Source organism: Mucilaginibacter sp. Mucisp86 (assembly GCF_047324315.1).
Classification (GTDB): Bacteria; Bacteroidota; Bacteroidia; order Sphingobacteriales; family Sphingobacteriaceae; genus Mucilaginibacter.
Genome location: NZ_CP168503.1, coordinates 2,344,654 through 2,371,562 on the forward strand (window position 1 = coordinate 2,344,654; position 26,909 = coordinate 2,371,562).

Genomic DNA, 26,909 nt, shown 5'->3' on the forward strand with positions numbered 1-26,909 from the left:
GTTTATTGTAATAAAAAGCGGATATTTCTGTTCACAATACAAAACCTGTCACAATTGAAACTGAGACCTTTATTCCTGATCATATCGATATTTTTTTGCTGTTTTAAAGTTAATGCCGGGGCACCCCGGATAGACCTTAACCGCGTTAAAGCCAAGGCCCAACAAAGCCTTACATTTTGCCGGCAACGGGGGTACAACACCCGGTATTGCATTTTAATTGACATGTCGTTGCCTTCGGGGATTAGGCGTTTTATGGTATGGGATTTTAAGAAGAACGATACACTGATGAGTGGACTGGTAAGCCATGGCTGTGGCCGTAACCCATGGAATGGCGTATGGTCAAAAGATAAACCATCATTTAGTAATATGGATGGCAGTCATTGTACCGCCCTGGGCAAATACGAAATAGATGGCCGGGCCTGGAGCGCCTGGGGAATTCATGTAAAATATTACTTAAACGGATTGGAGGGCAGCAATAATAATGCACTGGCAAGGCAAATTGTTTTCCACTCCTGGGAACGGGTTGCCGAAAATGAAGTTTTCCCCAATGGCACGCCCGAAGGCTGGGGTTGCCCTGCTATCTCCAATAACACCATGAAGGCCGTGGATGCTTTGTTGAAGAAGCAGAAGAAACATGTATTATTATGGATCTATCAATAAGCATCGCCTGCTTAATCTCCCTAAAAAACATTCTTTCATAACAAGCTTGCAACATTCAAAAAAAGCTTAACTTCATTGCATGTTTATAGCAGTATTAGGAGTTATTGTACTCATTGTGGGTATAGTGCTCAAACGTTCGCCCGAACCGGCCGGCCGCTTTAATGGCGTAGTAACCGCTGTGGGTATTGCCATGGTGGTACTTGGCTTGCTCCTCAACATATTTAAAGTTATTGAACCGGGCAAAGTAGGGGTTCAAACCCTGTTTGGCAAGGTACAGGACCAGGTACTTGAAAGCGGTTTACATATCATAAACCCGGTTGTGGAGATCACTACCTTTGATGTTCAAACCCAAACCTATACCATGAGCGCGGTTAACAACGAAGGCCAAAAGGAAGGTGATGATGCTATCCGCGTGCTTTCATCAGATGGATTGGAGGTTACCATCGATCTTTCCGTACTATACAAAGTAAAGCCCGACAAAGCCCCTTACATTATGCAGAACATTGGCGAAAACTATGTAGATAAGATCGTTCGCCCGGTTTCGCGCACCGCAATTAGGGATAATGCTGTTGCCTATGCTGCTGTCGACCTGTATTCAACCAAGCGGCAGGAGTTCCAGGATAAAATAAACCGTTATATTACAGCCAGCTTTGAAAAACGCGGGCTGGAACTGCAGCAGATCCTGGTGCGCAACATCACCCTGCCGGCCTCAGTACGGGCCAGTATCGAATCAAAGATCAATGCCGAGCAGGACGCCCAGAAAATGGAGTTCGTATTGCAAAAGGAACGCCAGGAAGCTGAACGTAAACGAGTGGAAGCACAAGGTATTGCCGATTACCAGCGAATCCTTTCAACCGGGTTATCAGACAAGCAACTGCAATATGAGGCTATAAAAGCACAAAAAGAAATAGCGCTTTCGCCCAATGCCAAGGTTATAATTATTGGCGGCAAAGGAGGCAACCCTATCATGATAAATGACAAATAGAGCGTAATTAGTATTAATCCGCTTTGTATGCTTTCAAAACTGTCCTTTCCTTACCTTCTGCGGGCCAAAGGGTAATTTTGTAATGATCGGTGCCTTCGTCCTCATCGGGGTTCACGTTCTTTACAGCATACGAATAAATGCGTACCCGATATCTTGCCGGGGTAACGATGGCTTTCAGGATAATTTTGGTATCCGGAAAATTCAGGATCTCCATAATGCCGGAGCTTAGTTTTACACTACCCTCAACAACGTGGTCGTATTTGCTGAAATCATTTTCAGCATCGGCAGTGTTAAGCACATTAAGTTCGGCCCGTACGTGACCATAACTGGCAATCTTAATACCAATGATATCTTCAGTAGTACCTAAGCGCGCATTTTGGGCATCGCTGTTCCAAAAGGTAGTATCGCCGGTGGTACCGGTAAATGCCGAATCGCACAGGTAAAATTGATTATGGGTAGTAAAAAAATCAAGATTGTATTTACCCGAGGGGCGCATGGAGAAAGCAAAGACCGCAGGCAATACCAAAAGAAATACAAGTAAGACTGAGCGTTGTTTTTTTTGCCTTTTCATTGATAAGGCAAGTTACAAAAAAGATAAAAGCAATGCCTTTCAAGCAATATAATTCTCCCAGAAACCAAAAACGCATCACCTGCATCTCCCATCATACATATTTAACCTGCATAGCGGGAGACGCATGTGATGCGTCTCTACAAAAAGCCCTCCCCAATGGGGAGGGTTGGGTGGGGTTATTTCTCGTTACTCATTGAATAAGGCACATCGGCATCTTTGGTGCCGCGGTCTTTATTCGGGGTAGCCTGCATATCAAAATCAAGCACTGCTCCATTTAATAAACCTTTGTGGCTTAACCAGTTGTTGGTATATGGCTTACCGTCAACAGTAAGTGTATTTACATACCTGTTTTCGTTGCTGTTTTTTGGCGCGTTTATAGTGATGGTTTTGCCATTCTCTAAGTTAACAATCACCTTTTTGAATAACGGGGCACCTAATACATACTGATCGCTGGCCGGGGTAACCGGGTAAAAGCCCATAGCCGAGAAGATATACCACGCAGAAGTTTGGCCGTTATCCTCGTCGCCGCAATAACCATCAGGTGTTGCCCTGTAAAGCCTGTTCATAGCTTCGCGAACCCAGTATTGGGTTTTCCATGGCTGGTTTGCATGATTGTATAAGTAAATCATGTGCTGGATAGGCTGGTTACCATGCGCGTACTGGCCCATACCTGCAATCTGCATTTCGCGGATCTCGTGGATCACGCCACCATAATAACTGTCATCAAATACTGGCGGCATTTCAAACACCGAATCCAATTTAGCTGCAAATTGCTGCTTGCCGCCCATCAGGTTTATTAAGCCCTGGATATCATGGAAAACGCCCCAGCTGTAATGCCAGCTGTTCCCTTCTGTAAAGGCATCGCCCCATTTAAACGGATTGAAAGGAGTTTCAAAAGTACCATCCTGGTTTTTACCGCGCATCAGTTTAGTTTGCGGATCAAAAATATTACGGTAGTTCTGGCTGCGTTTTTTGTAGATCTCGATTTCCTTTTTAGGCTTGCCAAGAGCTTTACCTAACTGGTAAATGGCAAAATCGTCATAAGCATACTCGAGCGTACGGGCAGCGTTTTCGTTGATCTTAACATTATAAGGTACATAACCCAAAGTGTTATAATACTGCACACCACGGCGACCGGTTGCATTAGGGCCTTCGTTGTTAGCGCCGTGTTTAAGGGCCTGGTATAATGTTTCGATATCGTAACCACGCATACCTTTCAGATAAGTTTCGGCTACTACCGATGCAGAGTTATTACCGATCATACAATCAGCATAACCCGGGCTCGACCATTCGGGCAGCCAGCCGCCTTCTCTGTAATCATTGATGAGGCCTTCCTGCATTTCCTTGTTGATAGATGGATAAACCAAATTCAGGAAAGGGTACAGCGCCCTGAAGGTATCCCAGAAGCCGGTACCGGCAAACAGGTAGCCTGGTGCAACTTTGCCGTTGAAAGGACTGTAGTGCACATTTTGCCCGCTGGCATCAACCTCATACATTTTGTTGGGGAAGAAAAGCATGCGGTAAAGGCTGCTGTAAAAGGTGCGGGTTTGGTCGATAGTACCACCTTCAACATCTAAACGGCTCAGGGTTTTGTTCCAGGTATCTTTTGCTTTTTGACAAGTTGCTGCAAAATCGTCATTACCGAGCTCCCGTTTCAGGTTAAGTTCGGCCTGCTCAATGCTGATGAATGAAGAAGCTACTTTAAGATGGACCTTTTCGCCTTTGGCGGTTTTCAGGGTGATCACTGCACCGGCATGGTTGCCGGTATATTCCAGTTGGCCATCATCTTTTTTCCAATCATGCCATGCCGAAGCCAGCGCGAATGGTTTATCTACATAAATAACAAAATAGTTTTTGAAGTTGGCAGGTACCGCGCCGCTGTTTTTGGTGCTATAACCAACTATCTTTTGCTCGCCGGGGATGATCTTCACATATGAACCTTTATCAAAAGCATCAATTATGATGTGCGAACTGTCGCTTTTAGGGAAAGTGAACTGGAAGCTTGCAGCGCGTTCGGTTGGTGTAATTTCGGTTGTTACATCATAATCGGCCAGGTAAACGCTGTAATAGTACGGCTTAGATACTTCCGCTTTGTGCGAGAACCAGCTGGCGCGATCTTTTTCGTCCAGTTTTAACGCGCCGGTTTCCGGAAAAACGGAGAACATCCCATAATCATTCATCCATGGCGATGGCTGGTGGGTTTGTTTAAAACCGAGGATCTTATCGGCATCATAGGTATATTGCCAACCATCGCCCATTTTACCGGTTTGCGGTGTCCAGAAGTTCATACCCCATGGCAATGCTACAGCCGGATAGGTATTACCATTGGAGAGCGATGGCTTTGATTGCGTACCCATGAGCGGGTTGATCAGATCGACAGGTGACGACACCTTTTCTTGTGCCGAAAGTGCTGCCGGTAAAAAGGCAAACGCCAGGAGGAGTAACTTTTTCATTTATTATTTGGGTGCTTTATTTTCAAATCGATACAACACAGGTGTTCGGAGGAAATAAAAAGTACGGGACTGTGCGATTCCCTCCTCTGGGAGGGTGTAGGGAGGGGTTCAACGCCATGCATATTTGCTTAGCGAGACGTACAAACCCCTCCCTGCCACTTCACATCCTAACGCACCCCTCCCGAGGGAGGGAATTATTTTTTTTCTTCAGAACAACTATTTATCAAAACGAGGACAATTTTTTTGAGCGAATTACGCAATCTCTTTTCAAAAAAACTTCCGCACATGAAATTTCATGTACGGAAGCATAAACCAACTTTCTCTCAAAAAAGTATCTTTTACCATTTAATACTCACCTTGATACCATCGGGGCTGTTGGCAAAGCCCAGGTATAAGGTTTTTGATGCTTTATCCCATGAGGATTTTACATCAGTAATGGTTTTTCCTTCGCTATCGGTAACTACTGTTTCCTTGGGTTGTGCGGGTAACAGGATCCGGGCGCTGTTTAATGTTTTTATAGGACTTTTGGCCACAAATGTGTAACTGTTTTCCGTTACTGCTTCGTCATAAACCCTTGAGGCAGAAGCCAGCACTTTTGGCTGTTTTTTATCCGCAACACGCTTTACAACGTATAACAAAGCCTGCTCATTAGGATTGATCGTTTTTTCGGCGAGTACAGGTAATTGCGGATCGAACAGATCGATAACCGGGCCTTTAACTGTATATGGCTTGCTATCGGCATTTTCATCCATTACCGAAACAATATCATACGGACCGCGCTCCAGGTACATACTATTTTTAAATTTCAACTTACCGCCATCAGCATCTTTTTCATAAGCTTGTTTTACAGTTTTGATGAAGTTTTCATCATTATCAGGTTGCATCACATACTCTTTAGGATTTTGCCTTAAAACGTAAACCGCACCTTTACCAACAGCAAAACGCTGATCACCTCCGGTTGGGTTTATACTCAGCAGTTTAAACAAGTGCTCAGATGGCGCTTTAAAGTTATTGCCTTTGGTATCCCACCATTCCATTACTGATTGATACGGATCATCATCACGACCTGCATAGATCAGCACGCCACCGTTTTTAACCCACTCGGCTAAATGCTCATGAACCTCGGCCGATACCGGTTTCATGTTAGAGTAACTCATCACCAAAACTTTGATATCCTTAAGCGAAGCAGGGTAGCCCAGGTTTTCCATGTGCACGGTTTGTACCGGCACGCCGCGTTTTACCAAAGGCAGGGTTTGTCCGTAAAAATTGGAAAACTGCGGATCTTCAAAGCCGTTATGCGTAGGGAAACGCTGGAACATCAGTGTATTGCTCATCAACACACCAATGCCGTTTACGCCCGATACTTTGTTTGATGAAACAGGCATATCATTAAGCGCATTCACCATGATCTGCATCTGGGTAGAGTAAAATTGCGGGATCAGTATTTTTTCATTGGTACCTAATACCGGGTAAGGATGGGTGTAGATCCTTTCGGGCCATGGCATTACCTCGTAGTCGGCAACCATTGGGTATAATAACTTGGCAGTGAAAGTAGCCTGGTAATTGCGTTTGTAATCGCTCCAATCATGCACACGGTCTTCAATCGGGTCGGTCAGGAAAAATACTTTGCGACCGGTTGGGGCCGTCATAGATACTACCGAACCATATTCAAGGAAGGCGTTTTCAAACACACGCTCTTTTTCTTTACCATTAAAGTAAGTCGGCTCGCGTGAGGTACCTGTCCATACCTGGGCAATGTAGCCGTCGATACCCGGCAATGAAGCCAGGCTTGCCTCCGGACTAACAATTTGCCATGACGAATAGTTTACCAGCGAGTGCGTAGCGATGAACACCTTAATGTTCATGCCCTTGCTTTTACCGTATTCTTTGGCGTATGATGATACCTGTTTTATGGTTTCGTAATACAGGTTGTATTTTAACTTGTTGGATAGGTAAGTATTTTCAGGGGATGCATCCTGCGGTTTCCAGGGGAAGCCGTAATATTTTTGCCATTGGTTTTTAAAGCCGGCGCTGTAACCCGCGCGGGCCCAAAACTCTGGTTCTTCTAAAAAAATGTTGGTGATACCTACATCTATCACCCGTTTAACCACAGCGGTTTTCATGTATTCGATAAACGAATCATCAGGCACCACGTAAGGCATATCCTTGCCATGGAAAATTGTATCGCCCCTTTGTGTTACCTGCCCTACACCAAGGTGGTTTTTACCATCCCATTTGCCCAAAAAGTAATCCTTGTAATCGCCCCAGGCAATACCGGTCATGAAATTCACATCATAACCACGGTCGCGCCATGATTTAACGCGTTGTTCAAAGGTCATGTTTGGATGGTCATTGGTGCCATAAACAATGGCAATGTCTGATCGTACATCAATTTCGGGCCTCCAGGGACTGCTGGTTTGAAAAGCAGTTTTCTCTTTCAGGGATACCGGTTTCGGGTTAGGGTCCTGCGCATAAGCGCCGGCAGCAAAGACAAGTCCGCAACAAAAAAGTAGCGTATTCTTCATAGTTATATTTTATTAAAACTGTGTTTGGGAAGAACCACTCCCAGGCCCCTCCCTCACACAGGTATTCATATTGTTTTACGGAACCTTTACCTCTTTAACGTCGGTATAGTTGTAATAATTAAGGCCATAAGAAACCCTTGCACCTACACGTACAAAATAGCTCCTTTTTCCGGGCAGCTTGCCGCCAAGTGTAGTAAGGCTAACCGTTTGACCGATTGTCGCGTTGGCCGCATCGCCGCTAAGTTTAGGCGTATAACGGTTATCGTAATTATTATTGCCTACGTAGTTGTTTGAATTGATAAATACCGCAACGTCGCTCACGTTTTGCTGAAAATTAGGATCGGCAGTTCCGCGGGTAACTTTAAAGCTGGTGGTAATGGTGCCATCTGCATTTAAAACAGGATCGCCTGCCCATTCTATCCTTAAAAATGGTTCAACCGAAAAGTTTACGGTGGTTACATCCTTAACATCAACAGTCTGGCTTTTATCAACAATGGTTTTGCCGTTATTATCAACCTGCACCAATGGCACAAAAGCCCCCTCGGCCGAAATTACATTTTTGCCTGCAAACAGTTTGGTATTTTGATAGGTACCATCCTGAAATGAGGATATATAAAAGGGCGTTGGGTTATCGCTCCAGCTTATTTCCAATAATTTGATCCGGGTGCCCGAGCCCTGTTCTGTTTGCAGGCTTTTACCTGTACCGGCATCTGTTACTGTACCTTTTAAAGTAACATTGGGAGCGGCATAATTATCAACCTTTTTGCATGAGCTGCCTGCGGCAACCAATGCACTTAATGCTATGCTATAAAATAGTTTTTTCATCTCTCTCTTTAAATTAATAACCCGGATTTTGAATTAAATTCTGGCTTTTCTGGATCTCGCCCTGTGGTATTTGTTCATAGTACCAGCGTACATCAAAAGTGTATCTTGAGTTACGCTCATCTAAACGGGCATCAAAGAAATACTTGTTGTCATTAGCCGAATAGAAAGGCATCAGCGTACGGTAAATGGTACTGTTCTGTTCCTTATCGGCAACCCTCCAGCGGCGCATATCCCAATACTGTTTGTTTTCGAAGCCAAGCTCCTTTTTACGCTCTTTACGTACTACGTCGATAGTTAAATTGGCCGTACCGGTCAGCAAGTCGGCACCGGCACGCTCGCGGATCTGGTTGATCTGGGTAAAGGCATCCTGCAGATAGCTTTTATCTGACTGGCCAAGCGCGTTTAACTCAACAGCAGCTTCGGCACGGTTAAGCAAAACTTCGGCATAGCGCAGCTCTATCCAGGTTTGATCGGCACGGTTTTCCAATACTTCGGATGTTGGTTTGTCCGGTACAATGTATTTACGGATAGAGAAACCAGAAACCGAGCATGTACCATCACCGGTAAAATAACCACTTAAACCGGCAGGGTTCATGGTTGTACCGTTTGGCAATTTATACGGGGTTTGGCTCGCGTTAGCCGATTGTACAATGTTATCTGTTGGATAATGGGCAGTTGAGCCTGCAGGCAACAGCGGACTAATACCACCTGCCGAAGGGCCGGTATAAATACCTCTGCGGATTTCGATGCTTACACCTTTCATCACATCGCCAGGCAAAACTACAGTTGCCCTTAACCTTGGCTCTGCATTGGTAAACAAGTCCATAGTGTTGGTATACAGGTCATACTTGCCGCCTGTCGTGGTTTTGATAGTACCATCAGCATTTTTAGGGATACCATCAAACAGCTCCACAAAATCTAACGTAGGGTTAACTTCTGAGGAGTAACCATTAGCACCCATTAACTGGCGTGGCACATTATAAGCATCATAACCATGTACTGATTCGGGGTAGTGATACTGGCGAACAAATATGTTTTCGGGGCTCGATGCATCAAAAAACATGTTCACGTAGTTTAGGTATTGCGCGTTTTTATCGCCTGCGGCCCATGCCTTTTTGTATAAGCTATATTTACCATCAAGTAATGCCGCTGCATCATAAGCCGCTTTAAAGTAAGTAACCGCTTTTGCCGCGGGGATACCGCAAAGCCTGTTTCCACTGCCATCAACCAACGAGATCTGGTTATATTTAGCTACTGTACCCGCATAAAGCATCGCCCTTGATTTGAAACCGGCAGCCGCATATTTACTGGCCCTGCCTGCCTGGTTTGTTTCAGGCAAATTGGTGTAAGCATAATCCAGGTCGGTGCCTATAAAATCATAGATCTTTTCTTCAGACGAACGGGGGATCTTTAGCTCCTCGATACTTTGCTCCGGATAGTTAAGCACTTTATCAACAAGTGGCACACCACCGTAACGTTTAACCAGCGCAAAATAAGTAGCAGCACGCACAAACCTCGCCTCACCCAACCAGTTATTTACCTGATCGTTGGTAAAGTTACTTGCGTATTTTGGCAGGGTTTCGGCAAAATAGTTGGCATCCCTGATAACCCTGTAGCAATCGCCCCAGGTTGAAAGGCCTGTGTTTTCCTGCATTGATCCATTCTGGTCGCGGCTCAGGGCCTCGCCGGTTGTGGCGCTTGTAGGGCTGATGATCCAGAACATATTTAAACCTCTTTCGGGCGAGTACCTGAAATCTTCAATAGGTAATTCGCTGTACAACCGGGACATGTAGGCCTGGATTCCCGCGGCTGTCGCAAAAACGTCATCGTCTTTAACGATGCTTGGGGGCAGGGTGTCCAGCTTTTTACATGCCGTTGTCCAGCAAAGTAAAAAAGCCAATATCGTATATGTGTATTTTTTCATGATCTGTAATGGATTATAGTTTAACATTTACACCGATTGAATAAATTTTATCTAAGGGGTATAAATAGCCGTAGTTGGCTGATGGGTGCTCAGGGTCAAGATATTTCAAACCGGTAATGGTTAAAATGTTGTACCCGTTCACAAAGATCCTCGCACCTTTAATACCTACCTTTTTAGCTGCTGCGGCAGGGATACTGTAACCAATCTCGGCAGATTTTAACCTCACATAAGCTGCGCTGTGGATATTTGACAACGAGTTAGTGTTGGCTGTTGTACCCGTAAGGGCAAATGTACCCGGGGTCCATACGGTGTTAGGATCATAAGGATCGGCCTTAGGATCAGTTGGGTGATACCTGTCCATGAACATTGACAGGGCACTGCCACCACCCCATAGCGGGATGTTCAATTGTTCGATGTAGGATACGTTGATACCAGCAGCTCCCTGCCATACCGTATTGATATCAAAACCTTTGTATGAACCGCCCAGTGTTAAACCAAATGTAGTTGAAGGGGTGCTGTAGTTATTGTTGCTTACGTTTTGTGCTATCGGGTGCACGTCCTGATCATTGATCACACCGTCGCCGTTCCAGTCCTGTAAAATATAATCACCAACTACCGCGTTGCGCGATACAAACTGCGGGCTGTTCAGGATCTGCTGATAGTTTTGGAACTGGCCGTTGGCACCGTAACCCCAGAAGATGTTGTTATAACGGTTATCGTTATTATTATGCCAGTTAAGCTGTGAGTTACCATAAGCTGAGTGTACTTTGCTGATCCATTGCGTGCGGGTATAACCGAATGTACCTTTAACAAAGTAGTTAAAGCTGCCGATGTGATAACGGTGGTTTATTTCAATATCAAAACCCTGAGCACGGTCGCTGTTAAGATTTTCCTGTGGTAAACCTGCACCTACTACACCCGGAAGGTTATCGGCACGGGTATCAAGTAAGCCGCTCCTGTCGCGCCTGAAAGCATCAACAGTTAAGCCTAACAAACCATTCCATGCCTGCAAATCGATACCGGCATTGTAGGTTTTTGCAACATACCAGAAAATGTAAGGATTAGCTATACCACGGCTTTGTGCGCCATTAACAAAAGTACCGTCAAATACCGAGCCCGGAGGCAACCTGTTGTTGTCGCCATCAGCAGGATAATTATAACCGGTAAGATATTGATAAGCGTCAAGACCGGCATCATCACCCAGTTTGGCGTATGATAAACGGATCTTCAGGTCATCAATAAACGAAAGGGCTTTAGCATTTTTCCAGAACCCTTCCTGTGATACCCTCCAGCCTGCAGATGCACCCGGGAAAAAGCCCCAACGCTTGAGCGGTGAGTTTCTTGAACTGGCATCATCCCTGAAGCTAAATTCAACCAGGTATTTCGATTTATAATCATAGTTAACACGACCAACAAATGATTTGGTTACAAAATCATAAGGCCATCCGCCATCAACCGTAGCAGTTTGATTTAACGCGTTACCCGCCGATAGCTGATCAACAGGCAATGATAGTTGACGCTGCGCGTTAAAGTTATCCCCTTTTTGTTCACTCTCTTCATAAAGTGCCAACGCCGTAACGTTGTGCCCACCTTTAAATTGTTTTGCGTAGTTTAATGAAAGCTGCATTAAGCTGGTTGGTTTTTCATAAAACTGACGGGTAACTGAGCCCGGGGTTTGGTTGGCTATAGGCGCGTAGGTATTGCTGTTAGCATCATAGTTATATTGGTTGTACGACCGCTGATATATCTTGTTACTTGAAAAATAGTAATCATAGTTATACAAGCCTTTAGCACTTAAGCCCGGTACAAAAGGGACATTGTACGTTGCAGATACCGAAGACTGTAACCATTTATTGGCAATTTGTTTATAACCATCAACATTGGCATCGGCCATTGCAACAGGATTTGAACCATCAACCTCGCCGTTGTTCAAATAAGCAGGGTTGTTGTTGGCATAGATACTTTGCGTAGGAACCTGCCTCCAAAATGAGCGGATGATCCACCAGGCATCCTGGTAAGGTTGATTTTTTTGCTCAAGGGTACCGCTCAGGTTAACATCAATAGTAAGGTTTTTATTGATCTTGGTGGTAAGGTTTGAGCGCAGGTTATATTTCTTGTAGTTCAGGTCGCCGCTTTTGAAAAAACCATCCTGATCGGTGATACCCATACTCACAAAATAGCTGCTATTATCGGTACCGCCTGTAGCATTCAGGTTATGCTGTTGCTGAGGGGCACTGTTAGCAAAAACAGGGCTATACCAGTCGGTACTGGTTTTTGTACCGTTTTTATAAGCGGCAAAATCGGCATCGGTATATTTAACCTGTCCGCCGTTAACGTTGTGCAGCAGTTGCTCATTAACAAGGGTCATGAAATCAACAGCACCAACAGGTTTTGGCATGTACGATGGGATTTGCCAGCCATAGGTACCTGAATAATTAAGGTCGACTGTACCTTTTTTGCCTTTCTTAGTAGTTACGATAACTACACCATTTGCTGCACGCACACCATAAATAGCGGCCGATGCATCTTTCAGTACCGAAACACTTTCGATATCGTTAGGATCAAGGCGGGAAATGTTATCACGCGGAATCCCGTCAATAACAACCAGTGGGTTACCAAAACCACGGATATCAAAAGCATTGCTGAATGAACCCGGCTCAGATGTGTTTTGGGTGATCCGGACACCGGCTACTTTACCGGCAAGCATGTTCAGCACGTTCTCGTTTTTGGTAGTCACGATCTCGCTGTTAGTAACTGATGCCACAGATCCGGTTACCGTGGCTTTACGCTGGGTACCGTAACCAACCACAACCACCTCGTTCATGTTAGTGGCATTGGGTTGCATTTTAATGTTAATGTTTTTTTGGCTACCTACGCTTACTTCCTGTGCAACGTAGCCCAGGAAACTAAATACCAGTGTTTGGCTTGGCTCGGCATTAATATTGAACTGGCCGTTAACATTAGTAGTTGTACCATTGGGCGTACCTTTCAGCTTAACGCTTACGCCAGGCAGGGGCTGCCCATGCTCGTCATTTACTACACCGGTTATTTTGCTTCCCTGAGCAAAAGCCGAAGTACACATGGCTAAAAATAAAAGGGCGGTTATGCAGCATTGAAGCATCCCTTTAATTTTAGCACGATAACGGATGCGATGGCATCCATCATAATTGGTAAAATTTTCGTACATAAATAATTGGTTAATGGGTTTATAACATCTTGCCGTGGGGAAAGCAAAACCATTAAACGAGGATGGTTAGGCCCGCTTAATGCATATCATGTTTTCCATTTGGCGGGACAATGATATAGCGGGTGGTATTAAAACGAGGGTTAAAAAAGGGGTTAATTGGGCTAAAATTTTATTAACCGTACAAAAATTAACCGCTTTTTTAAGCGGAGGAGGGCAAACTAATGAAATACTACCGCAGGTTTAGCGATAGGGGAAGCAATGGGCGCTATGAATAAAACTATGTCATTGCGAGCGTAGCGTGGTAATCGCACGGAAGCGCAGCCGCCCTGTATAGCATGCGATTCCCACGTCGCGCCCGCGCTCATCCCAGTCTCGCTCCTTGCAATGACATGATTTTTTTCTTCTCTGCTGCCGCGGGTTTAGCGATAGCGTAACCCGTGGTTGATATGCGGTAAGCTTTCAGCTTATATCATTAAATGCGGTTCAGCTGAAAGCTGAAATCATGGTTACCACGGGTTGAAAACCAGCGGTAGCATTAAATGCCAAAGGCCTGTCTTGCGATGCAAAACAGGCCTTCGGCTATAGTTCCCCCTTCAGGGGGTTAGGGGGCTAAAACACCCTGCAAAGCAAACCTTTCAAATACTCACCTTCGGGGAAGGAAGCACGTACCGGATGGTCTTCGGGCTGGTGGAACTGGTAGATAAATTGCACTTGTTTACCGGCATCAAGCGCAGCCCAGGCAATTACCTGTTTAAAGGTTTCCATATCCATAGCACCCGAGCAGGAGTAAGTAGCCAGTAAACCGCCTTCATTAAGTAACAGCATCCCTAAACGGTTCAAATCTTTATAAGCACGCGAGGCACGGGTTAATGCCGAACGCGACGGGGCATATTTAGGAGGATCGAGCACAATAACATCAAACTTTTCGCCCTCATCTCTGAATTTACGCAACTGCACATTCACGTCCGACTTAATGGCTGTATGCTTTGTTGCATCCAGTTTATTCAGCCTGATGTTTTCGGCCAGCGTTTCAATAGCCAATGCAGAGCTATCCACACTGGTTACCGATGCAGCACCTTCTTTAAGGCTATTGAGGGTAAAACCGCCGGTATAACAAAAGCAATCCAGTACTTTCTTATTTTTCGTATGCACGGCCAAAACGTGGCGATTATCCCGCTGATCGCAATAGAAGCCCGATTTTTGGCCTTCGGTGATATTGATCCCGTATACAACGTTGTTCTCCAAAACTTCAACCAGTTCAGGCGGCGGGCTGCCAGCAAGCACTTTGTTCTCTGCTTCGGCCAAGCCCTCGTGAGCGCGGGAGGCATTATCGCTTTTATCTGAAATACTTTCGGGGTTAAGCAGCTTTTTGAGCTCATCAATAATAACAGGCATTACATTTTGAATCCCCGAGGTAAGTACCTGTACCGCTAAATGGCCTGCGTACTTATCAACAATAAGTCCCGGCAAATAATCAGATTCGCTGAAGATAAGGCGGCAGGTGTTTGTTCCGTTAGCCAATATGCTATCCCTGCTTTTAACTGCTGTTGATACTTTTTCGCGAAACCAGGCTTCGTTTACCTGAACATCCTTGTTCCACTCCAGTAAACGCAAAGTAACCCTCGATTGATCGTTATAAAATCCATAGGCCATAAATTCGCCCTGCGTATTCACTAAGCGAACCACATCGCCATTGGCAGGTTTGCCTTTTACTTTTTCAATCGCCCCTGAAAATACCCAGGGATGCCTTTGCAGTACGGCTTTTTCTTTACCCTTCTTTAATATAACGTCAATCATGGGTGCAAAGGTAATAAAGCGCTGGTAATTTTGGCCTTGTGGAAACGTTCCATCCATTTGTCGCGTATTTATGATGAGGCTTCTAAACCTTGAAAATATTTTTACGTCATACACAATAATATCCGCATTAAAACATTTGGTATCTTAGATTCGAAAACTATAATCATGAAAAAAACTTACGTACTCCTGTTCAGTATGCTGATAGCGTGCTGTTGTTTCAGCTCAAAATCATACGCCCAGATCCCCCGCATACCTGAGGCCAGCTCAACACAAACCATTATCCAGGACTTCGGATTAGGAAAAGTAACCATCACTTATTCCCGCCCAAACGTGAAAGACCGCAAAATATTCGGCGGCATCATCCCTTACGGCGAAGTTTGGCGCACCGGTGCTAACGCTGCAACCACCATCACCTTTACCGAAAAAGTTATTATTGAAGGTAACCCTGTGCCCGCAGGTACTTACTCCCTGTTTAGCATACCAACCAAAAACGAGTGGACCATCATTCTTAACAAAGTTGTAAAACAATGGGGAGCTTACAGCTATAAGCAAGACCAGGATTTTTTGCGTTTTAATATAAAGCCAATCCGCGTAAGCGAAAAACGCGAAACGTTTACGATGGCCTTTGTCAACTCAACTACCAAATCAACCGACCTTGTTTTGGTTTGGGACAAAACCGCGGCCTATATCCACATGGAAACCGACGATGACGCCAAGATCACAGCCAATATTGATGAACTGATGAAAGGCGACCGCAAGCCATACTACTTCAATGCTATACAGTATTATTACGAAAACCATAAGGATGTTGATAAAGCATTAGGCTGGGTTTACGAAGCCGAAAAAATTGAGCCTAAAGGCCCATGGTACAAGCTCTGGGAATCGCGCCTGTTGTTACGTAAAGGCGATAAAGCCGGAGCTATAGCTGCTGCCGAGGCCGGTATAGCCTTAGCCAACGCTGATAAAGATGAAGAATACGCACGATTGAACCAGGAAGCACTGGATCAGGCTAAGCAATAACCCCTCCCAACCCTCCCCTTTGGGGAGGGCTCTAAATAAAAAGGCCCGTTTCCTGATGAGAAACGGGCCTTTTTATTTGGATCTGTTTTAATTAACCTCAGCAGGGAAAGACTTAGCAGGTGCCATTACGCTGATAATCCAGGCTATAACGATAAGCAAAAGAGCACCAATAGCATTAAGCCACAAGTAGGCTATTACATTATAATATCCCATAAGACAGATCAATGCTTCAGTTATAATAGCGGCTATAAACACAGCAGTACCCTTGATTTTTTTCAGGTAAAAAGCTACTATAAATACCCCAAGGATGGTTCCGTAAATATAAGAACCCAGTTGATTTACCGCTTCCAGCAGGTTACCAATGCGCCCTGCGTATAATGCCATCCCGATACAAACCACTCCCCAAAATACCGTTGCCAGGCGCGATGCGTTTAAATAATTTTTATCTGTGGCGTTGGGATTAACAATTCGTTTATAAATATCAACCACACTTGTTGAGGCCAGCGAGTTCAAAGCACTTGCTGTTGAACCCATGGATGCCAGGAAAATAATGGCCATCAGCAAGCCGATCAATCCTTTGGGCAGATACTGAGTTACGAAAGTAAGGAACACATAATTAGTATCGTTATCATCGGCCTTGGGATTATTCATTTTCATCAGCTCAATGGCGTTTTGCCTGATGGTGTGAGCCTGGTTATCAACAACCTTTAACTGACCCTGCGCGTGATTAATACGGTCTTGGTTTTTACTGTCGATGGCTTTTATCAGTTCATTTGCTTTGATCTTTTTTTGCTCAAAAGCCCGGGTATACTGCTGGTCGAGAGCATTAAATTGTGCTGCGTAATTACTGTTTTTGATCTGCTTTACCTCGTACTGGTTAAAAAACATTGGAGGCCGGTTAAACTGGTAAAATGCAAATACAAGTATACCGATCAATAGGATCAGGAACTGCATCGGGATCTTGATCAAGCCATTCATGATCAATCCCAAACGACTTTGCCCTACCGAGCTGCCTGTTAAATACCGCCCAACCTGACTTTGATCGGTACCAAAATAAGAGAGTTGCAGGAAGAAGCCTCCTATTAATCCGCTCCAAACGGTATAACGGTTGTTGGGGTCAAACTTCCAGTCTATTACATTCATGCGCCCCATTTTACCGGCCATTTTAAGCGAGCTCATGAAACTCACATTATCTGGCAGCAGGTAAACCACCAGCACTCCGGCCAAAAACATTCCCATAAAAATAATGCTCATTTGCATTAACTGGGTGTATGATACAGCCTTGCTTCCGCCATAAACCGTGTAAATAATTACCAGGCCGCCTATAAAAAGTGTAGTATAAACGGTGTTGATATTCAATATAGTTGAAAGGATGATAGAAGGCGCGTAAATAGTGATGCCGGTAGATAAGCCCCGCTGTACCAAAAAGAGGAATGATGTAAGCGCGCGGGTTTTCAGATCAAAGCGCTGTTCCAGGAATTCGTAAGCAGTATAAACTTTAAGGCGGTGAAAAATAGGAACAAACGTAATGCAAAGCACAATCATGGCCAGGGGCAGCCCGAAGTAAAACTGCACAAAACGCATCCCATCTGAATAGGCCTGGCCTGGTGCCGAAAGGAAAGTAATAGCACTTGCCTGGGTGGCCATCACCGATAAGCCCACGTGGTACCACGGCAATGAACGGCTGCCCATCAAAAACTGGTCGATATTTTTATTGCTACCGCTTTTCCATATGCCATACAGCACTATAGAAAATATGGTAAGGCCTAAAACAATCCAGTCGGTTAAACTCATTCAAAGAATTTGGTAATGAGCCAGAATACTAAAACTAAAAAAACCAGCCATGCGGCAACAATGCCGTAAAACTGGTTCCAATTTTTTATAAATGAAGGGAGGTCAGGATCAGGCCTCTTCATTACGGCCACGAACTAACACGGCGATAAATGCAGCAGCAGTTAATAAACCCAAAACACCACCTACAAAAATCCAGGTAAAGCCTTTTTCAATAATACCGCCTATAAACAGGCCTGTAACTAATCCTACCAGGTAGTATATGTAATCAAAGTTCTCTTTTTCTTCTTTGTGGTGTCCCATGATGTTATGTATATGATTGCGACAAAAATAGGTGATTAATTGAATTTTACCAAAGTTTGTTTTGTAAAAGGATTGTATGATTTTAAAGCGCATGAAACCTCGGGGTCCTCTGCGAGAGCTCCTGAGAGAACAGAGACTTTCACAGATTTAAGTTAGCCCATAAAAATAACCCTATGTCATTGCTGTAAGCACAGCGTGGCAATCGCATGCTATACAGGGCTAATATGCTACCGGGCAATTGCTTCATTGTTACTCCTTACAATAACAAAACGTAAGTCATTGATTATTAATTGTTTTTCCCAAAAGGCATTATAAATATGGGCGTTGCCTGCGGCCCGTGCTATCCGCTCATACTGCACAGGCATTAGCCACAAGGCCGGTATCCGCTACTATCACTAACGCGGCCCCCGCGCACCATCGCTAAAATATATTTTATACCTCATCACGCTCTTTTTAGGATTTTCCGGATGGTTACCCGCAATAGAATCCAGACTTACGAAGTTTTAAAAACTTCGTAAGTCTTCTGCTTTTACCATTTATCTAACAAGAAACTCCCCTTTTATGGAGCCGGGGCTCTTACCAAATCTTCACCCTTTTATCCGGGTCGATCCACATTCTATCTCCTTTTTTAATATGGAAAGCTTTGTAAAACTCGGGCACATCGCTAAACGGGCCATTCACCCTTAAAAAGCCGGGGGCGTGTACATCCGTCAGGATCTGGTTGGCTAATGACTCGTCCCGTTGCTGGCCGAGCCAGCCAAGGGCATAACCTAAAAAGAAGCGTTGCATTGGTGTAAGTCCATCAATCAGCTTGCCTTCTTTATATTGTTTGGTCTTTTTAAAAGCATCAATGCCCAGTACAATTCCGCCCAAATCGGCTATGTTTTCGCCCAGAGATGCTTTGCCGTTTACGTGCAGGCTATCTAATACTACGTAGCTGCTAAACTGATCGGCCAGCATATTGGCCCGTTTAGTGAACTTTGCCGAATCGGTTGGTGTCCACCATGCCCTGAGATTGCCTTTGGCATCAAACTGGCGGCCTTCATCATCAAAGCCATGGGTAATTTCATGACCAATGGTTGATGCTGCTACATAGCCATAAGCTACGGCATCATCTACCTCGCTATCTTTTACACCCGGAATACTGAACTGTGCTGCCGGCAACGTGATCTCATTATTTGAAGGGCTGTAGCTGGCATTATAAGTTTGCGGTGTCATACCCCATTCAGTATGGTCAACCGGCTTTCCCAGTTTATTGATATTAAATAGGTAAGCCCAGTGCCTGGCTTGCATTACGTTGCCTGCGTATGATTCGCGGCTGATCTTCATGCTCGAAAAATCCTTCCATTTATCAGGATAGCCAACTTTGGGATGAATGGCATTCAATTTAGCCAAAGCTTTCTGCTTGGTTTCCGGGCTCATCCAATCCAGTTTGGCAATATGTTCGCGGTATGCCTGGCGTATGGCCTCAACCATATCGGTATACCGTTGCTTGGCTTCGGCAGGGAAATATTCCTTCACAAAAAGCTGTCCCAGTAACTCACCCATTAAGCCATTTTCAGTATCCAATACCCTTTTCCAACGTGGGAGTTGCTCTTTGCGGCCCGATATTACCTTGCCGCTAAACCGGAAACTTTCTGCATCCGCAGCAGCGTTAAGATAAGGCGCGTATGATGAAATCAGTTTCCAGCGCAGGTAAGCTTTCCAGTCATCAACAGAAAATGTGCTAAGCGCGGTATTCACCGCCCTATAATACTCCGGCTGACCAACAATCACCGTATCAATAGCCTGTTTATATTCCAGCTTGCTGAACATTACGGGCCAGTTAATATTAGGTGTAAGCTTGCCCAGCTGGGCCATGGTCATTTTGTTATAGTTGCGATACGGATCACGCAGGTTTTCGAGCTTGCGGCTGCTATCGGCCAAAAACTTTTCAATTTTAAACACACTTGCAGCCCCTTGCGTCGCTTTTTGCTCATCCCATCCTGAGAGCTTCAACATGGCCGGCAGGTGGTTGTTCATGTAATCCGTTCGTACTTTGGTGGTACGGGCATCTGTTTTAAAATAATAATCACGGTTAGGCAGTCCTAAACCCGATTGGCTCAGCTGCACGATGGTTTTAACACTGTTTTTGGCATCCTGCCGTACACCGCTGCCTATGATATTGCGGCTACCGGTGGTAGTCAGTACAGCGGCGGCATTTAAAATCCCTGCTATATCGGTAGCCTGATCAATAGCATCCAGTTGTGATTTTATAGGGTTGATACCTTGTTTTTCGATATTGATACTATCCAGTCCGGTGTAATAAAAATCGCCTATTTTTTGGGTGGATGTGCCTTTTGGGGTATTGGCTTTCAGGGCATCCTCGGTGATCTTTTTCAACCTGTCGCGCAGTTCTTCAGATACTACGTTGCCTATGCCCCAGCTTGAGTATGCTGCCGGTATCGGGTTGCGTTTAAGCCAGCCTCCGTTGGCATATTTGAAAAAATCATCGCCCGGTTTTACAGACTGGTCAAGGTTATCATAAACTGGGTCGGCAGGTTTATTGGTAGTTTTTGTTTGGTAGGCGCTCAGGGCAAATAAAGCCAAAGCAGCTCCGCCAAAGAGGGTTCCTTTGTAAAGCTTGGTCATGTCAACGGGTTTTGAACAAATTTAATAAAAACAAAGGCGTTGTCTGAACCGGAATTTTATGGAATTAGGAGAATTTTTGGAATTTTCCTGGCATTCTGCCAACTCCTTCAATTCCATAAAATTCCGGTTCAGACAATTACTGATATTACTCCCCCTTTAGGGGGCTGGGGGGCTTACCATATCTTCACCCTCTTATCCGGATCAATCCACATTTTATCGCCTTTTTTAATGTGGAATGCCTCATAAAACTCAGGCACATCGGTAAACGGCCCGTTAACCCGCATAAAACCAGGGGCATGTTCATTGGTAAGGATCTGGCTTGAAAGCGATTCCTTCCTGTCCTGTGTAAGCCAGCCTAAGGAGTAGCCTAAAAAGTAGCGCTGTAATGGCGTTAAACCGTTAATCAGTTTACCTTCTTTATATTGTTGGGTTTTCTTGAATGCATCGAGGCCTATTACAATCCCGCCCAGATCGGCTATATTTTCACCCTGGGTGGCTTTGCCGTTTACATGCAAGCCGTAAATACTATAACCATTAAACTGATCGATAAGCATTTTGGCGCGCTGACTAAATTTTACCGAATCCTGCGGTTTCCACCAGGCTTTCAGGTTTCCGGCAGCATCAAACTGGCGGCCCTGGTCGTCAAAACCATGGGTCATTTCATGGCCTATGGTTGATGCAGCAGCATAGCCGTAAATAACGGCATCATCAATATTTTCGTCCTTGTAACCAGGAATAGTGAAAATTCCCGCAGGTAACACAATTTCGTTATTTGATGGGTTATAGTAAGCATTGTAGGTTTGCGGGGTAATATCCCACTCGGTACGGTCGACAGGTTTGCCAAGCTTAGCCGCGCTGAAATTATGCCACCACTCGTTTGCCCGCAATACATTAAGTGCATAAGGGCCACGATTGATCTCTAATGTCGAAAAATCCTTCCATTTATCCGGGTAACCAACTTTAGGATTTACTTTTGATAATTTGTAGTAAGCCTTCTCCTTGGTTTCGGGGCTCATCCAATCCAGCTTTTCAATATGCTCTTTAAAGCTGGTGCGCATTTCTTCAACCAGCTTTACATAGCGCTCCTTTGTTTTTTCGGGGAAATACTCTTTTACAAAGATCTGTCCCAATACCTCGCCCATCAGGCCATTTTCGGTATCGAGCACGCGTTTCCAGCGTGGGAGCTGGGCGGTACTGCCCTCAATCACTTTTTCATAAAAACGGAAGACCTCCTGGTCAAAAGGCTTGCTCAGGTACGAGCCAAAAGCAGTCATCAGGTTATTACGCAGGTAATTTTTCCAATCATCTATCGAATAAATTTTCAGCGCCTTATTCAGCGCCCTGTAATACTCCGGCTGACCAACAATCACGGTATCTGAGTTTTTGTAGTCCATCTTTTCAAAGGTGGGTTTCCAGTCGATATCCGGGGCCAGCTTGCTCAGCGCGACAAGCGTCATTTTGTTATAGTTATGGTACGGGTCGCGCAGATCTTCCAGTTTACGGCTGCTATCGGCCAGGAAAGTTTCGAGCGAATAAGTTTTTTTAGCGGCGGCGGTAGCTTTATCAGCAGTTAAGCCCGCCAGTTTAAACATGGTAGGCAGATATTTATTTTGATAATTGGTACGGATAGCCACACTATGCTCATCCTTATTAAAATAATAATCGCGGTTAGGCATACCTATGCCCGATTGATATAAACCCAAAATCATTTTTGAGCTATTTTTAGCGTCCTGACCAACATAAGCGCCAATAGGTTGCGTTACGCCTATCCTTTGCAGGTGTGCAAATTCTTCAACCAGGCTTTTAATATCAGTTATCCGGTCTATTTTGTCCAGCTCATCTTTCAGTGGTGAAAGGCCTTGCTTTTCGATGTTAACAGTATCCATCCCGCTGAAGTAGAAATCGCCTATTTTTTGGGTGTTGCTTCCTTTCGGAGCATTGGCCTTTAAAGCATCTTCGTTGATCCTCTTCATCCTGTCGCGCAGTTCTTCCTGCACCACATTGCCAATTCCCCAGGAGGCATAGGCCGCCGGGATTGGGTTTTTACGCAGCCAGGTGCCGTTAGCATATTTAAAGAAATCGTCGCCGGGTTTTACGGTAGTGTCCATGTTATGGATCACGGGGTCGCCTGCCTCGTAGGCTTTGGTTTTGTCATCATGGCTGCAGGCGCTAAGCAAAATGCCAAATGTTACGGTGATTAGGGATAAGGAACGGATTTGTTTGTTCATTTTTTAGGTGTGTGTATGAATTAAAATACAACGACTGTATGGTATAATAGAATTTAGGACAGCGTTTTTTTCTAAATATGATAATTTAATATATCTCCTGGAAGAAACCTGATAAAGAAACGTCAAAATAATAACAAATTTTACGAAGTGTTTCCAACCTGATATCAATAATACCTGATTCGAGCCGGGCAATATTTATGCGTGTTTCGTTAAAAAATCGCTCCTGGGTAACCCGGTTTTGCTTACGCAAAGTTTTTATCTGTAAAGCAACTTTTCGTTTAAACGCGTCATTCGCATTGTTAAGACATTCAAAATCAGTTAAAAACATGGGTGATTCAGCTTATTAAATAGTTTATGTTTTTTTGAAAGCTAAAAATAAAATAACATCAATAAATTTTATATGCAGATATTATTCTTTTATAAAAATTGACAACTAACGTTTAAACATGAAATATTAATGCCACAATTTTATAATTATGGCAAAGGATTTGTATAGAAATATTCGCCCTGTATCATCTGTGAAAAAAAAGAAATTTAGTAACATCTACCTGTGAAAAATTAAAATTGAATTCTCAGACGCCCAAGTTGAGATTTTTTGTTCTTTGTTTTGGGTTTAATCAATAGTTTAAATTAATTAGGGGAAAGGGAGCTTCAAAAAAAGCTCTCTTTTTTTGTTTATAAAATTTACTATGCATGCATAGTAAATTTTATATATTTATGCTTTATTTATACCCATGTATTTTGAACTGACCGAAGAACAAAAAATGATTCGCCAGGCTGCGCGCGATTTTGCGCAGGCAGAATTGAAACCTGGTGTTATAGAACGCGACGAGCTGCAAAAATTTCCAGCCGAACAAATCAAGAAACTTGGTGAACTGGGTTTCCTGGGCATGATGGTATCCCCCGTTTACGGTGGCTCAGGCATGGATGCCATTTCATACGTACTGGTAATGGAGGAGCTTTCAAAAATTGATGCTTCTGCCTCGGTAGTTGTATCGGTAAATAATTCGCTGGTATGCTACGGGCTTGAAAAATATGGCAGTGAGGCGCAAAAGCAAAAATATTTGATGCCGTTGGCCAAAGGCGAATGTATAGGCGCTTTCTGCCTTTCTGAACCGGAAGCTGGTTCTGATGCCACGTCACAAAGCACCACAGCTATTGATATGGGCGATCATTACCTGCTCAATGGCACCAAAAACTGGATCACCAACGGCGGTACCGCATCCACCTATATTGTAATTGCCCAAACTGATGCCGCCAAAAAGCACCATGGTATTAACGCCTTTATTGTTGAAAAAGGAATGCCTGGCTTTACTGTAGGCCCCAAAGAAAATAAGATGGGCATACGCGGCTCGGATACCCATTCGCTGATGTTTACTGATGTTAAAGTACCCAAAGAAAACCGCATTGGCGAAGATGGCTTTGGATTTAAGTTTGCCATGAGCGTATTGGATGGTGGCCGCATAGGTATTGCCTCGCAGGCTTTGGGTATAGCATCCGGTGCTTATGAACTGGCTAAACAATACGCTAAAGACCGCAAAACTTTTGGCAAGCCACTGGCCGACCACCAGGCCATACAGTTTAAGCTGGCAGATATGGCTACCGAAATTGAAGCGGCCCGTTTAATGTGCCTTAAAGCAGCCTGGCTTAAAGACCATGGAAAACCCTATGCCCATGCATCATCAATGGCCAAATTATATGCATCTGAAGTGGCCATGCGTACTGCTACCGAGGCAGTACAAATTCATGGCGGGTACGGCTACGTGAAAGAATATCATGTTGAACGCCTGATGCGGGACGCCAAAATAACGCAGATCTATGAGGGAACATCTGAAATTCAAAGAATTGTCATTTCGCGCGGATTGTTGAAATAACGGCGTTGTTTTTATACATTTGAAAGTATATAGATTAAGTAGACTATTATATTTAAGTATGACTTTCAAAAATATCGCAGCCGGTATTTGCGGATTACTATTTCTGCAAACCGGCTTTGCTCAAACTAAACTCAAAACCGGCGAATGGCGTGGTGCGCTTAAAACTAAATCAGGCACCGAAATCCCTTTCAATTTCGAGGTTAACAACACCGGCGGTAAACAACAGCTAGCTATCATTAATGGCGCCGAGCACTTTAAAGTAACAGATATTGCCACCAAAGGCGATTCGGTTTTTATTCATATGCCTTTGTTTAATTCCGAGTTTAAATTGAAACTTAACGGTGACAGTCTTAACGGCAACTGGGTAAGGCACCTCGCGGATAATGATCTTTTAGTTCCGTTTAGTGCTACACCTAATACATCATGGCGCTTTTTCAAAAACCCCGAAAAACCGGCATTTAATATCGGCGGGCGCTGGTCGGCAGTTTTTGGCGAAGGGGAAGGGCGTGATACAACGATTGGCGAATTTAAGCAGGACGGGGACAAGCTTACCGGAACCTTCTTAACTACTACCGGCGATTACCGCTATTTAGAAGGTTCTGTAAGTGGTAATAAACTTTACCTGTCCACTTTTGACGGAGGCCATGCCTATACTTTTACAGCTACTATCAGCGACGATAAAACGATTACCGACGGTAAATTTTTCGCCGGATATTCATCAATGCAATCATGGTCGGCTGTAAGGGATGAAAATGCAAAATTACCTGATGCATATTCACTTACTTCGTTAAAACCGGGTTACAAAAAATTAGCTTTCAGCTTTAAAGATCTTGATGGCAAAACCGTTTCGCTTGATGATGCAAGGTTCAAAGATAAGGTAGTTATTGTGCAGATCCTCGGCTCATGGTGTCCTAACTGCATGGATGAAACCGCATACATGGTAAACTATTATAAAAAATACCATAATAAAGGAGTCGAAGTAATTGGCCTGGCTTATGAGCGTACTACCGATTTCGAAAAATCGAAAAAAGCGCTGCAGCAAGTAAAAGACAGGTTTAAAGTAACCTATCCACTATTGATAACCGGCTACACCAGCGATAAAAAGCAAACAGCACAAAGTCTGCCTATGTTATCAAAAGTGGTTGGTTTCCCTACCACCATCATCATTGATAAAAGTGGTGATGTACAAAAGATCCACACAGGTTTCAGCGGCCCGGGTACCGGCGAGCATTATACCGAGTTTATCAGTGAGTTTGAGAAGTTGACGGATGATTTGCTGGCAGCCCCCCCTGCCCCCTAAAGGGGGAGCTTTTGATTTGCAGGGTTTCTATTCCCTTTATAACAAAAAACGCATTGCCTTCGGCAATGCGTTTTTTGTTTACGCGTAAAAAGAGGGGCTTGAAGGCAAGCTCCCCCTTTAGGGGGCGGGGGGGGCGATTTGTACCCCAAAATACGCTTCCAACTTATTCAAAGTTGATGAGCTTGTGGCAATATCTTTAATGATCACACCTTTTTCCATCAACAATATACGGTCGCACACATCGGTGATGTGGTTAAGGTCATGGCTGGATACTATGGTGGTTACGCCTTTGTTCTTGTTCAGATCTTTAAGCAGGTTTTTAAGCCTGAACTGGGTGCTGGGGTCGATATTGGCAAAAGGCTCGTCCAGCATCAATAATTGAGGCTCCTGTAACAAACACGCTGCTACACCAACTTTGCACTGGTTCCCTTTTGAAAGATCACGGATGTATTTACCTTTTTTGAGGATCTCGCCATTAAAGAAATCCGTCAGGCCGACCAGCACTTCATCCACATGCGCTCGGTTGAGGCTGTGCAATCCTCCTATGAAATAAAAATACTCTTCGGGGGTGAGATAATCTATCAGGAAACCTTCGTCGAGATAAGCTGCGGTATAATCCTTCCATTTTTCATGACCGGCCACCACTTCGCCATTAGATAAGATCTCGCCGCTTTCGGCACGGATCAGGTCGAGCACCATGCGGAACAGCGTGGTTTTGCCCGCACCGTTATTACCTACCAGGCCAACGCTTTCGCCTTTGTTTATTTGCAGTGTGGGTACATCTACAACGGTAATGCCGTTATAAACCTTTTTTAAATTTCTTACTTCAATCATT

At 44.3% G+C, this 26,909-nt stretch carries 18 protein-coding genes; 5 read left to right on the forward strand and 13 right to left on the reverse strand.

All coding sequences use genetic code 11. The features are described from left to right. Nucleotides 1-54 precede the first annotated feature (54 nt). Together ACEN9X_RS09885 and ACEN9X_RS09890 are read left to right on the forward strand one after the other, a co-directional pair. A complete protein-coding gene (locus tag ACEN9X_RS09885) occupies nucleotides 55-660 on the forward strand; it encodes a murein L,D-transpeptidase catalytic domain-containing protein (RefSeq protein ID WP_413670211.1) in 606 nt (201 codons plus the stop codon). A 79-nt stretch (nucleotides 661-739) separates the two neighbouring features. Next, on the forward strand, nucleotides 740-1,645 hold the full coding sequence (locus ACEN9X_RS09890; protein WP_121232572.1) for a prohibitin family protein: 906 nt from the start codon (nucleotides 740-742) through the stop codon (nucleotides 1,643-1,645). Between the two features lie 13 nt (nucleotides 1,646-1,658). Here ACEN9X_RS09890 and ACEN9X_RS09895 read toward each other — a convergent pair whose 3' ends face one another. The 7 genes from ACEN9X_RS09895 to ACEN9X_RS09925 all read right to left on the reverse strand — a co-directional run bounded on the left by ACEN9X_RS09895 (nucleotide 1,659) and on the right by ACEN9X_RS09925 (nucleotide 14,927). After that, the gene (locus tag ACEN9X_RS09895; RefSeq protein ID WP_413670212.1) at nucleotides 1,659-2,216 is read right to left on the reverse strand and encodes a hypothetical protein; all 558 of its coding nucleotides are present in this window, start codon (nucleotides 2,214-2,216) and stop codon (nucleotides 1,659-1,661) included. 176 nt (nucleotides 2,217-2,392) lie between these two features. Then, complete coding sequence (locus ACEN9X_RS09900; RefSeq protein WP_413670213.1) at nucleotides 2,393-4,669, reverse strand: GH92 family glycosyl hydrolase; 2,277 nt, start codon at nucleotides 4,667-4,669, stop codon at nucleotides 2,393-2,395. A 338-nt stretch (nucleotides 4,670-5,007) separates the two neighbouring features. Continuing rightward, nucleotides 5,008-7,194, reverse strand: a complete 2,187-nt coding sequence (locus tag ACEN9X_RS09905; RefSeq protein ID WP_413670214.1) for a hypothetical protein — start codon at nucleotides 7,192-7,194, stop codon at nucleotides 5,008-5,010. A 75-nt stretch (nucleotides 7,195-7,269) separates the two neighbouring features. Beyond that, a complete protein-coding gene (locus ACEN9X_RS09910) occupies nucleotides 7,270-8,019 on the reverse strand; it encodes a DUF3823 domain-containing protein (protein ID WP_413670215.1) in 750 nt (249 codons plus the stop codon). A 13-nt stretch (nucleotides 8,020-8,032) separates the two neighbouring features. Then, nucleotides 8,033-9,943 (reverse strand): RagB/SusD family nutrient uptake outer membrane protein, encoded by a 1,911-nt coding sequence (locus tag ACEN9X_RS09915; RefSeq protein WP_413670216.1) that lies wholly within the window; start codon nucleotides 9,941-9,943, stop codon nucleotides 8,033-8,035. Nucleotides 9,944-9,956: 13 nt separating this feature from the next. Continuing rightward, nucleotides 9,957-13,130, reverse strand: a complete 3,174-nt coding sequence (locus ACEN9X_RS09920; protein WP_413670217.1) for a SusC/RagA family TonB-linked outer membrane protein — start codon at nucleotides 13,128-13,130, stop codon at nucleotides 9,957-9,959. A gap of 609 nt (nucleotides 13,131-13,739) precedes the next feature. Further along, a complete protein-coding gene (locus ACEN9X_RS09925; RefSeq protein WP_413671128.1) occupies nucleotides 13,740-14,927 on the reverse strand; it encodes a class I SAM-dependent rRNA methyltransferase in 1,188 nt (395 codons plus the stop codon). 165 nt (nucleotides 14,928-15,092) lie between these two features. On the opposite strand from ACEN9X_RS09925, the gene ACEN9X_RS09930 reads away from it, so the two are divergent. Continuing rightward, nucleotides 15,093-15,947: a DUF2911 domain-containing protein gene (locus ACEN9X_RS09930; protein WP_413670218.1), complete on the forward strand. Its 855-nt coding sequence runs from the start codon at nucleotides 15,093-15,095 to the stop codon at nucleotides 15,945-15,947. Between the two features lie 87 nt (nucleotides 15,948-16,034). Here the strand turns inward: ACEN9X_RS09930 and ACEN9X_RS09935 are convergent, their stop codons facing one another. The 5 genes from ACEN9X_RS09935 to ACEN9X_RS09955 all read right to left on the reverse strand — a co-directional run bounded on the left by ACEN9X_RS09935 (nucleotide 16,035) and on the right by ACEN9X_RS09955 (nucleotide 23,228). Beyond that, nucleotides 16,035-17,741: a sodium:solute symporter gene (locus ACEN9X_RS09935; protein WP_413670219.1), complete on the reverse strand. Its 1,707-nt coding sequence runs from the start codon at nucleotides 17,739-17,741 to the stop codon at nucleotides 16,035-16,037. Between the two features lie 108 nt (nucleotides 17,742-17,849). Continuing rightward, entirely contained in the window at nucleotides 17,850-18,041 is a 192-nt protein-coding gene (locus tag ACEN9X_RS09940; RefSeq protein ID WP_413670220.1) for a hypothetical protein, read from the reverse strand. Nucleotides 18,042-18,617: 576 nt separating this feature from the next. Next, nucleotides 18,618-20,672, reverse strand: a complete 2,055-nt coding sequence (locus tag ACEN9X_RS09945; RefSeq protein ID WP_413670221.1) for a M13 family metallopeptidase — start codon at nucleotides 20,670-20,672, stop codon at nucleotides 18,618-18,620. Between the two features lie 173 nt (nucleotides 20,673-20,845). After that, on the reverse strand, nucleotides 20,846-22,900 hold the full coding sequence (locus tag ACEN9X_RS09950; RefSeq protein WP_413670222.1) for a M13 family metallopeptidase: 2,055 nt from the start codon (nucleotides 22,898-22,900) through the stop codon (nucleotides 20,846-20,848). An 85-nt stretch (nucleotides 22,901-22,985) separates the two neighbouring features. After that, complete coding sequence (locus ACEN9X_RS09955; RefSeq protein WP_413670223.1) at nucleotides 22,986-23,228, reverse strand: helix-turn-helix domain-containing protein; 243 nt, start codon at nucleotides 23,226-23,228, stop codon at nucleotides 22,986-22,988. Nucleotides 23,229-23,634: 406 nt separating this feature from the next. Here ACEN9X_RS09955 and ACEN9X_RS09960 point away from each other — a divergent pair, with 406 nt between their 5' ends. Both ACEN9X_RS09960 and ACEN9X_RS09965 read left to right on the forward strand, forming a co-directional pair. Next, the gene (locus tag ACEN9X_RS09960) at nucleotides 23,635-24,774 is read left to right on the forward strand and encodes an acyl-CoA dehydrogenase (RefSeq protein ID WP_413670224.1); all 1,140 of its coding nucleotides are present in this window, start codon (nucleotides 23,635-23,637) and stop codon (nucleotides 24,772-24,774) included. Between the two features lie 58 nt (nucleotides 24,775-24,832). Continuing rightward, on the forward strand, nucleotides 24,833-26,074 hold the full coding sequence (locus ACEN9X_RS09965; RefSeq protein WP_413670225.1) for a peroxiredoxin family protein: 1,242 nt from the start codon (nucleotides 24,833-24,835) through the stop codon (nucleotides 26,072-26,074). Between the two features lie 117 nt (nucleotides 26,075-26,191). On the opposite strand, the gene ACEN9X_RS09970 is transcribed toward ACEN9X_RS09965, so the two are convergent. Next, entirely contained in the window at nucleotides 26,192-26,908 is a 717-nt protein-coding gene (locus tag ACEN9X_RS09970; RefSeq protein ID WP_413670226.1) for an ABC transporter ATP-binding protein, read from the reverse strand. Between the last annotated feature and the right edge of the window lies 1 nt (nucleotide 26,909).

What these genes read in the sequence shown, in the direction of transcription:
- ACEN9X_RS09890 (WP_121232572.1), top strand. Translation starts at nt 740, where the DNA reads ATGTTTATAGCAGTATTAGGAGTTATTGTACTCATTGTGGGTATAGTG.
- ACEN9X_RS09895 (WP_413670212.1), bottom strand. Translation starts at nt 2,216, where the DNA reads ATGAAAAGGCAAAAAAAACAACGCTCAGTCTTACTTGTATTTCTTTTG.
- ACEN9X_RS09900 (WP_413670213.1), bottom strand. Translation starts at nt 4,669, where the DNA reads ATGAAAAAGTTACTCCTCCTGGCGTTTGCCTTTTTACCGGCAGCACTT.
- ACEN9X_RS09905 (WP_413670214.1), bottom strand. Translation starts at nt 7,194, where the DNA reads ATGAAGAATACGCTACTTTTTTGTTGCGGACTTGTCTTTGCTGCCGGC.
- ACEN9X_RS09910 (WP_413670215.1), bottom strand. Translation starts at nt 8,019, where the DNA reads ATGAAAAAACTATTTTATAGCATAGCATTAAGTGCATTGGTTGCCGCA.
- ACEN9X_RS09915 (WP_413670216.1), bottom strand. Translation starts at nt 9,943, where the DNA reads ATGAAAAAATACACATATACGATATTGGCTTTTTTACTTTGCTGGACA.
- ACEN9X_RS09920 (WP_413670217.1), bottom strand. Translation starts at nt 13,130, where the DNA reads ATGTACGAAAATTTTACCAATTATGATGGATGCCATCGCATCCGTTAT.
- ACEN9X_RS09925 (WP_413671128.1), bottom strand. Translation starts at nt 14,927, where the DNA reads ATGATTGACGTTATATTAAAGAAGGGTAAAGAAAAAGCCGTACTGCAA.
- ACEN9X_RS09930 (WP_413670218.1), top strand. Translation starts at nt 15,093, where the DNA reads ATGAAAAAAACTTACGTACTCCTGTTCAGTATGCTGATAGCGTGCTGT.
- ACEN9X_RS09935 (WP_413670219.1), bottom strand. Translation starts at nt 17,741, where the DNA reads ATGAGTTTAACCGACTGGATTGTTTTAGGCCTTACCATATTTTCTATA.
- ACEN9X_RS09940 (WP_413670220.1), bottom strand. Translation starts at nt 18,041, where the DNA reads ATGGGACACCACAAAGAAGAAAAAGAGAACTTTGATTACATATACTAC.
- ACEN9X_RS09945 (WP_413670221.1), bottom strand. Translation starts at nt 20,672, where the DNA reads ATGACCAAGCTTTACAAAGGAACCCTCTTTGGCGGAGCTGCTTTGGCT.
- ACEN9X_RS09950 (WP_413670222.1), bottom strand. Translation starts at nt 22,900, where the DNA reads ATGAACAAACAAATCCGTTCCTTATCCCTAATCACCGTAACATTTGGC.
- ACEN9X_RS09955 (WP_413670223.1), bottom strand. Translation starts at nt 23,228, where the DNA reads ATGTTTTTAACTGATTTTGAATGTCTTAACAATGCGAATGACGCGTTT.
- ACEN9X_RS09960 (WP_413670224.1), top strand. Translation starts at nt 23,635, where the DNA reads ATGTATTTTGAACTGACCGAAGAACAAAAAATGATTCGCCAGGCTGCG.
- ACEN9X_RS09965 (WP_413670225.1), top strand. Translation starts at nt 24,833, where the DNA reads ATGACTTTCAAAAATATCGCAGCCGGTATTTGCGGATTACTATTTCTG.
- ACEN9X_RS09970 (WP_413670226.1), bottom strand. Translation starts at nt 26,908, where the DNA reads ATGATTGAAGTAAGAAATTTAAAAAAGGTTTATAACGGCATTACCGTT.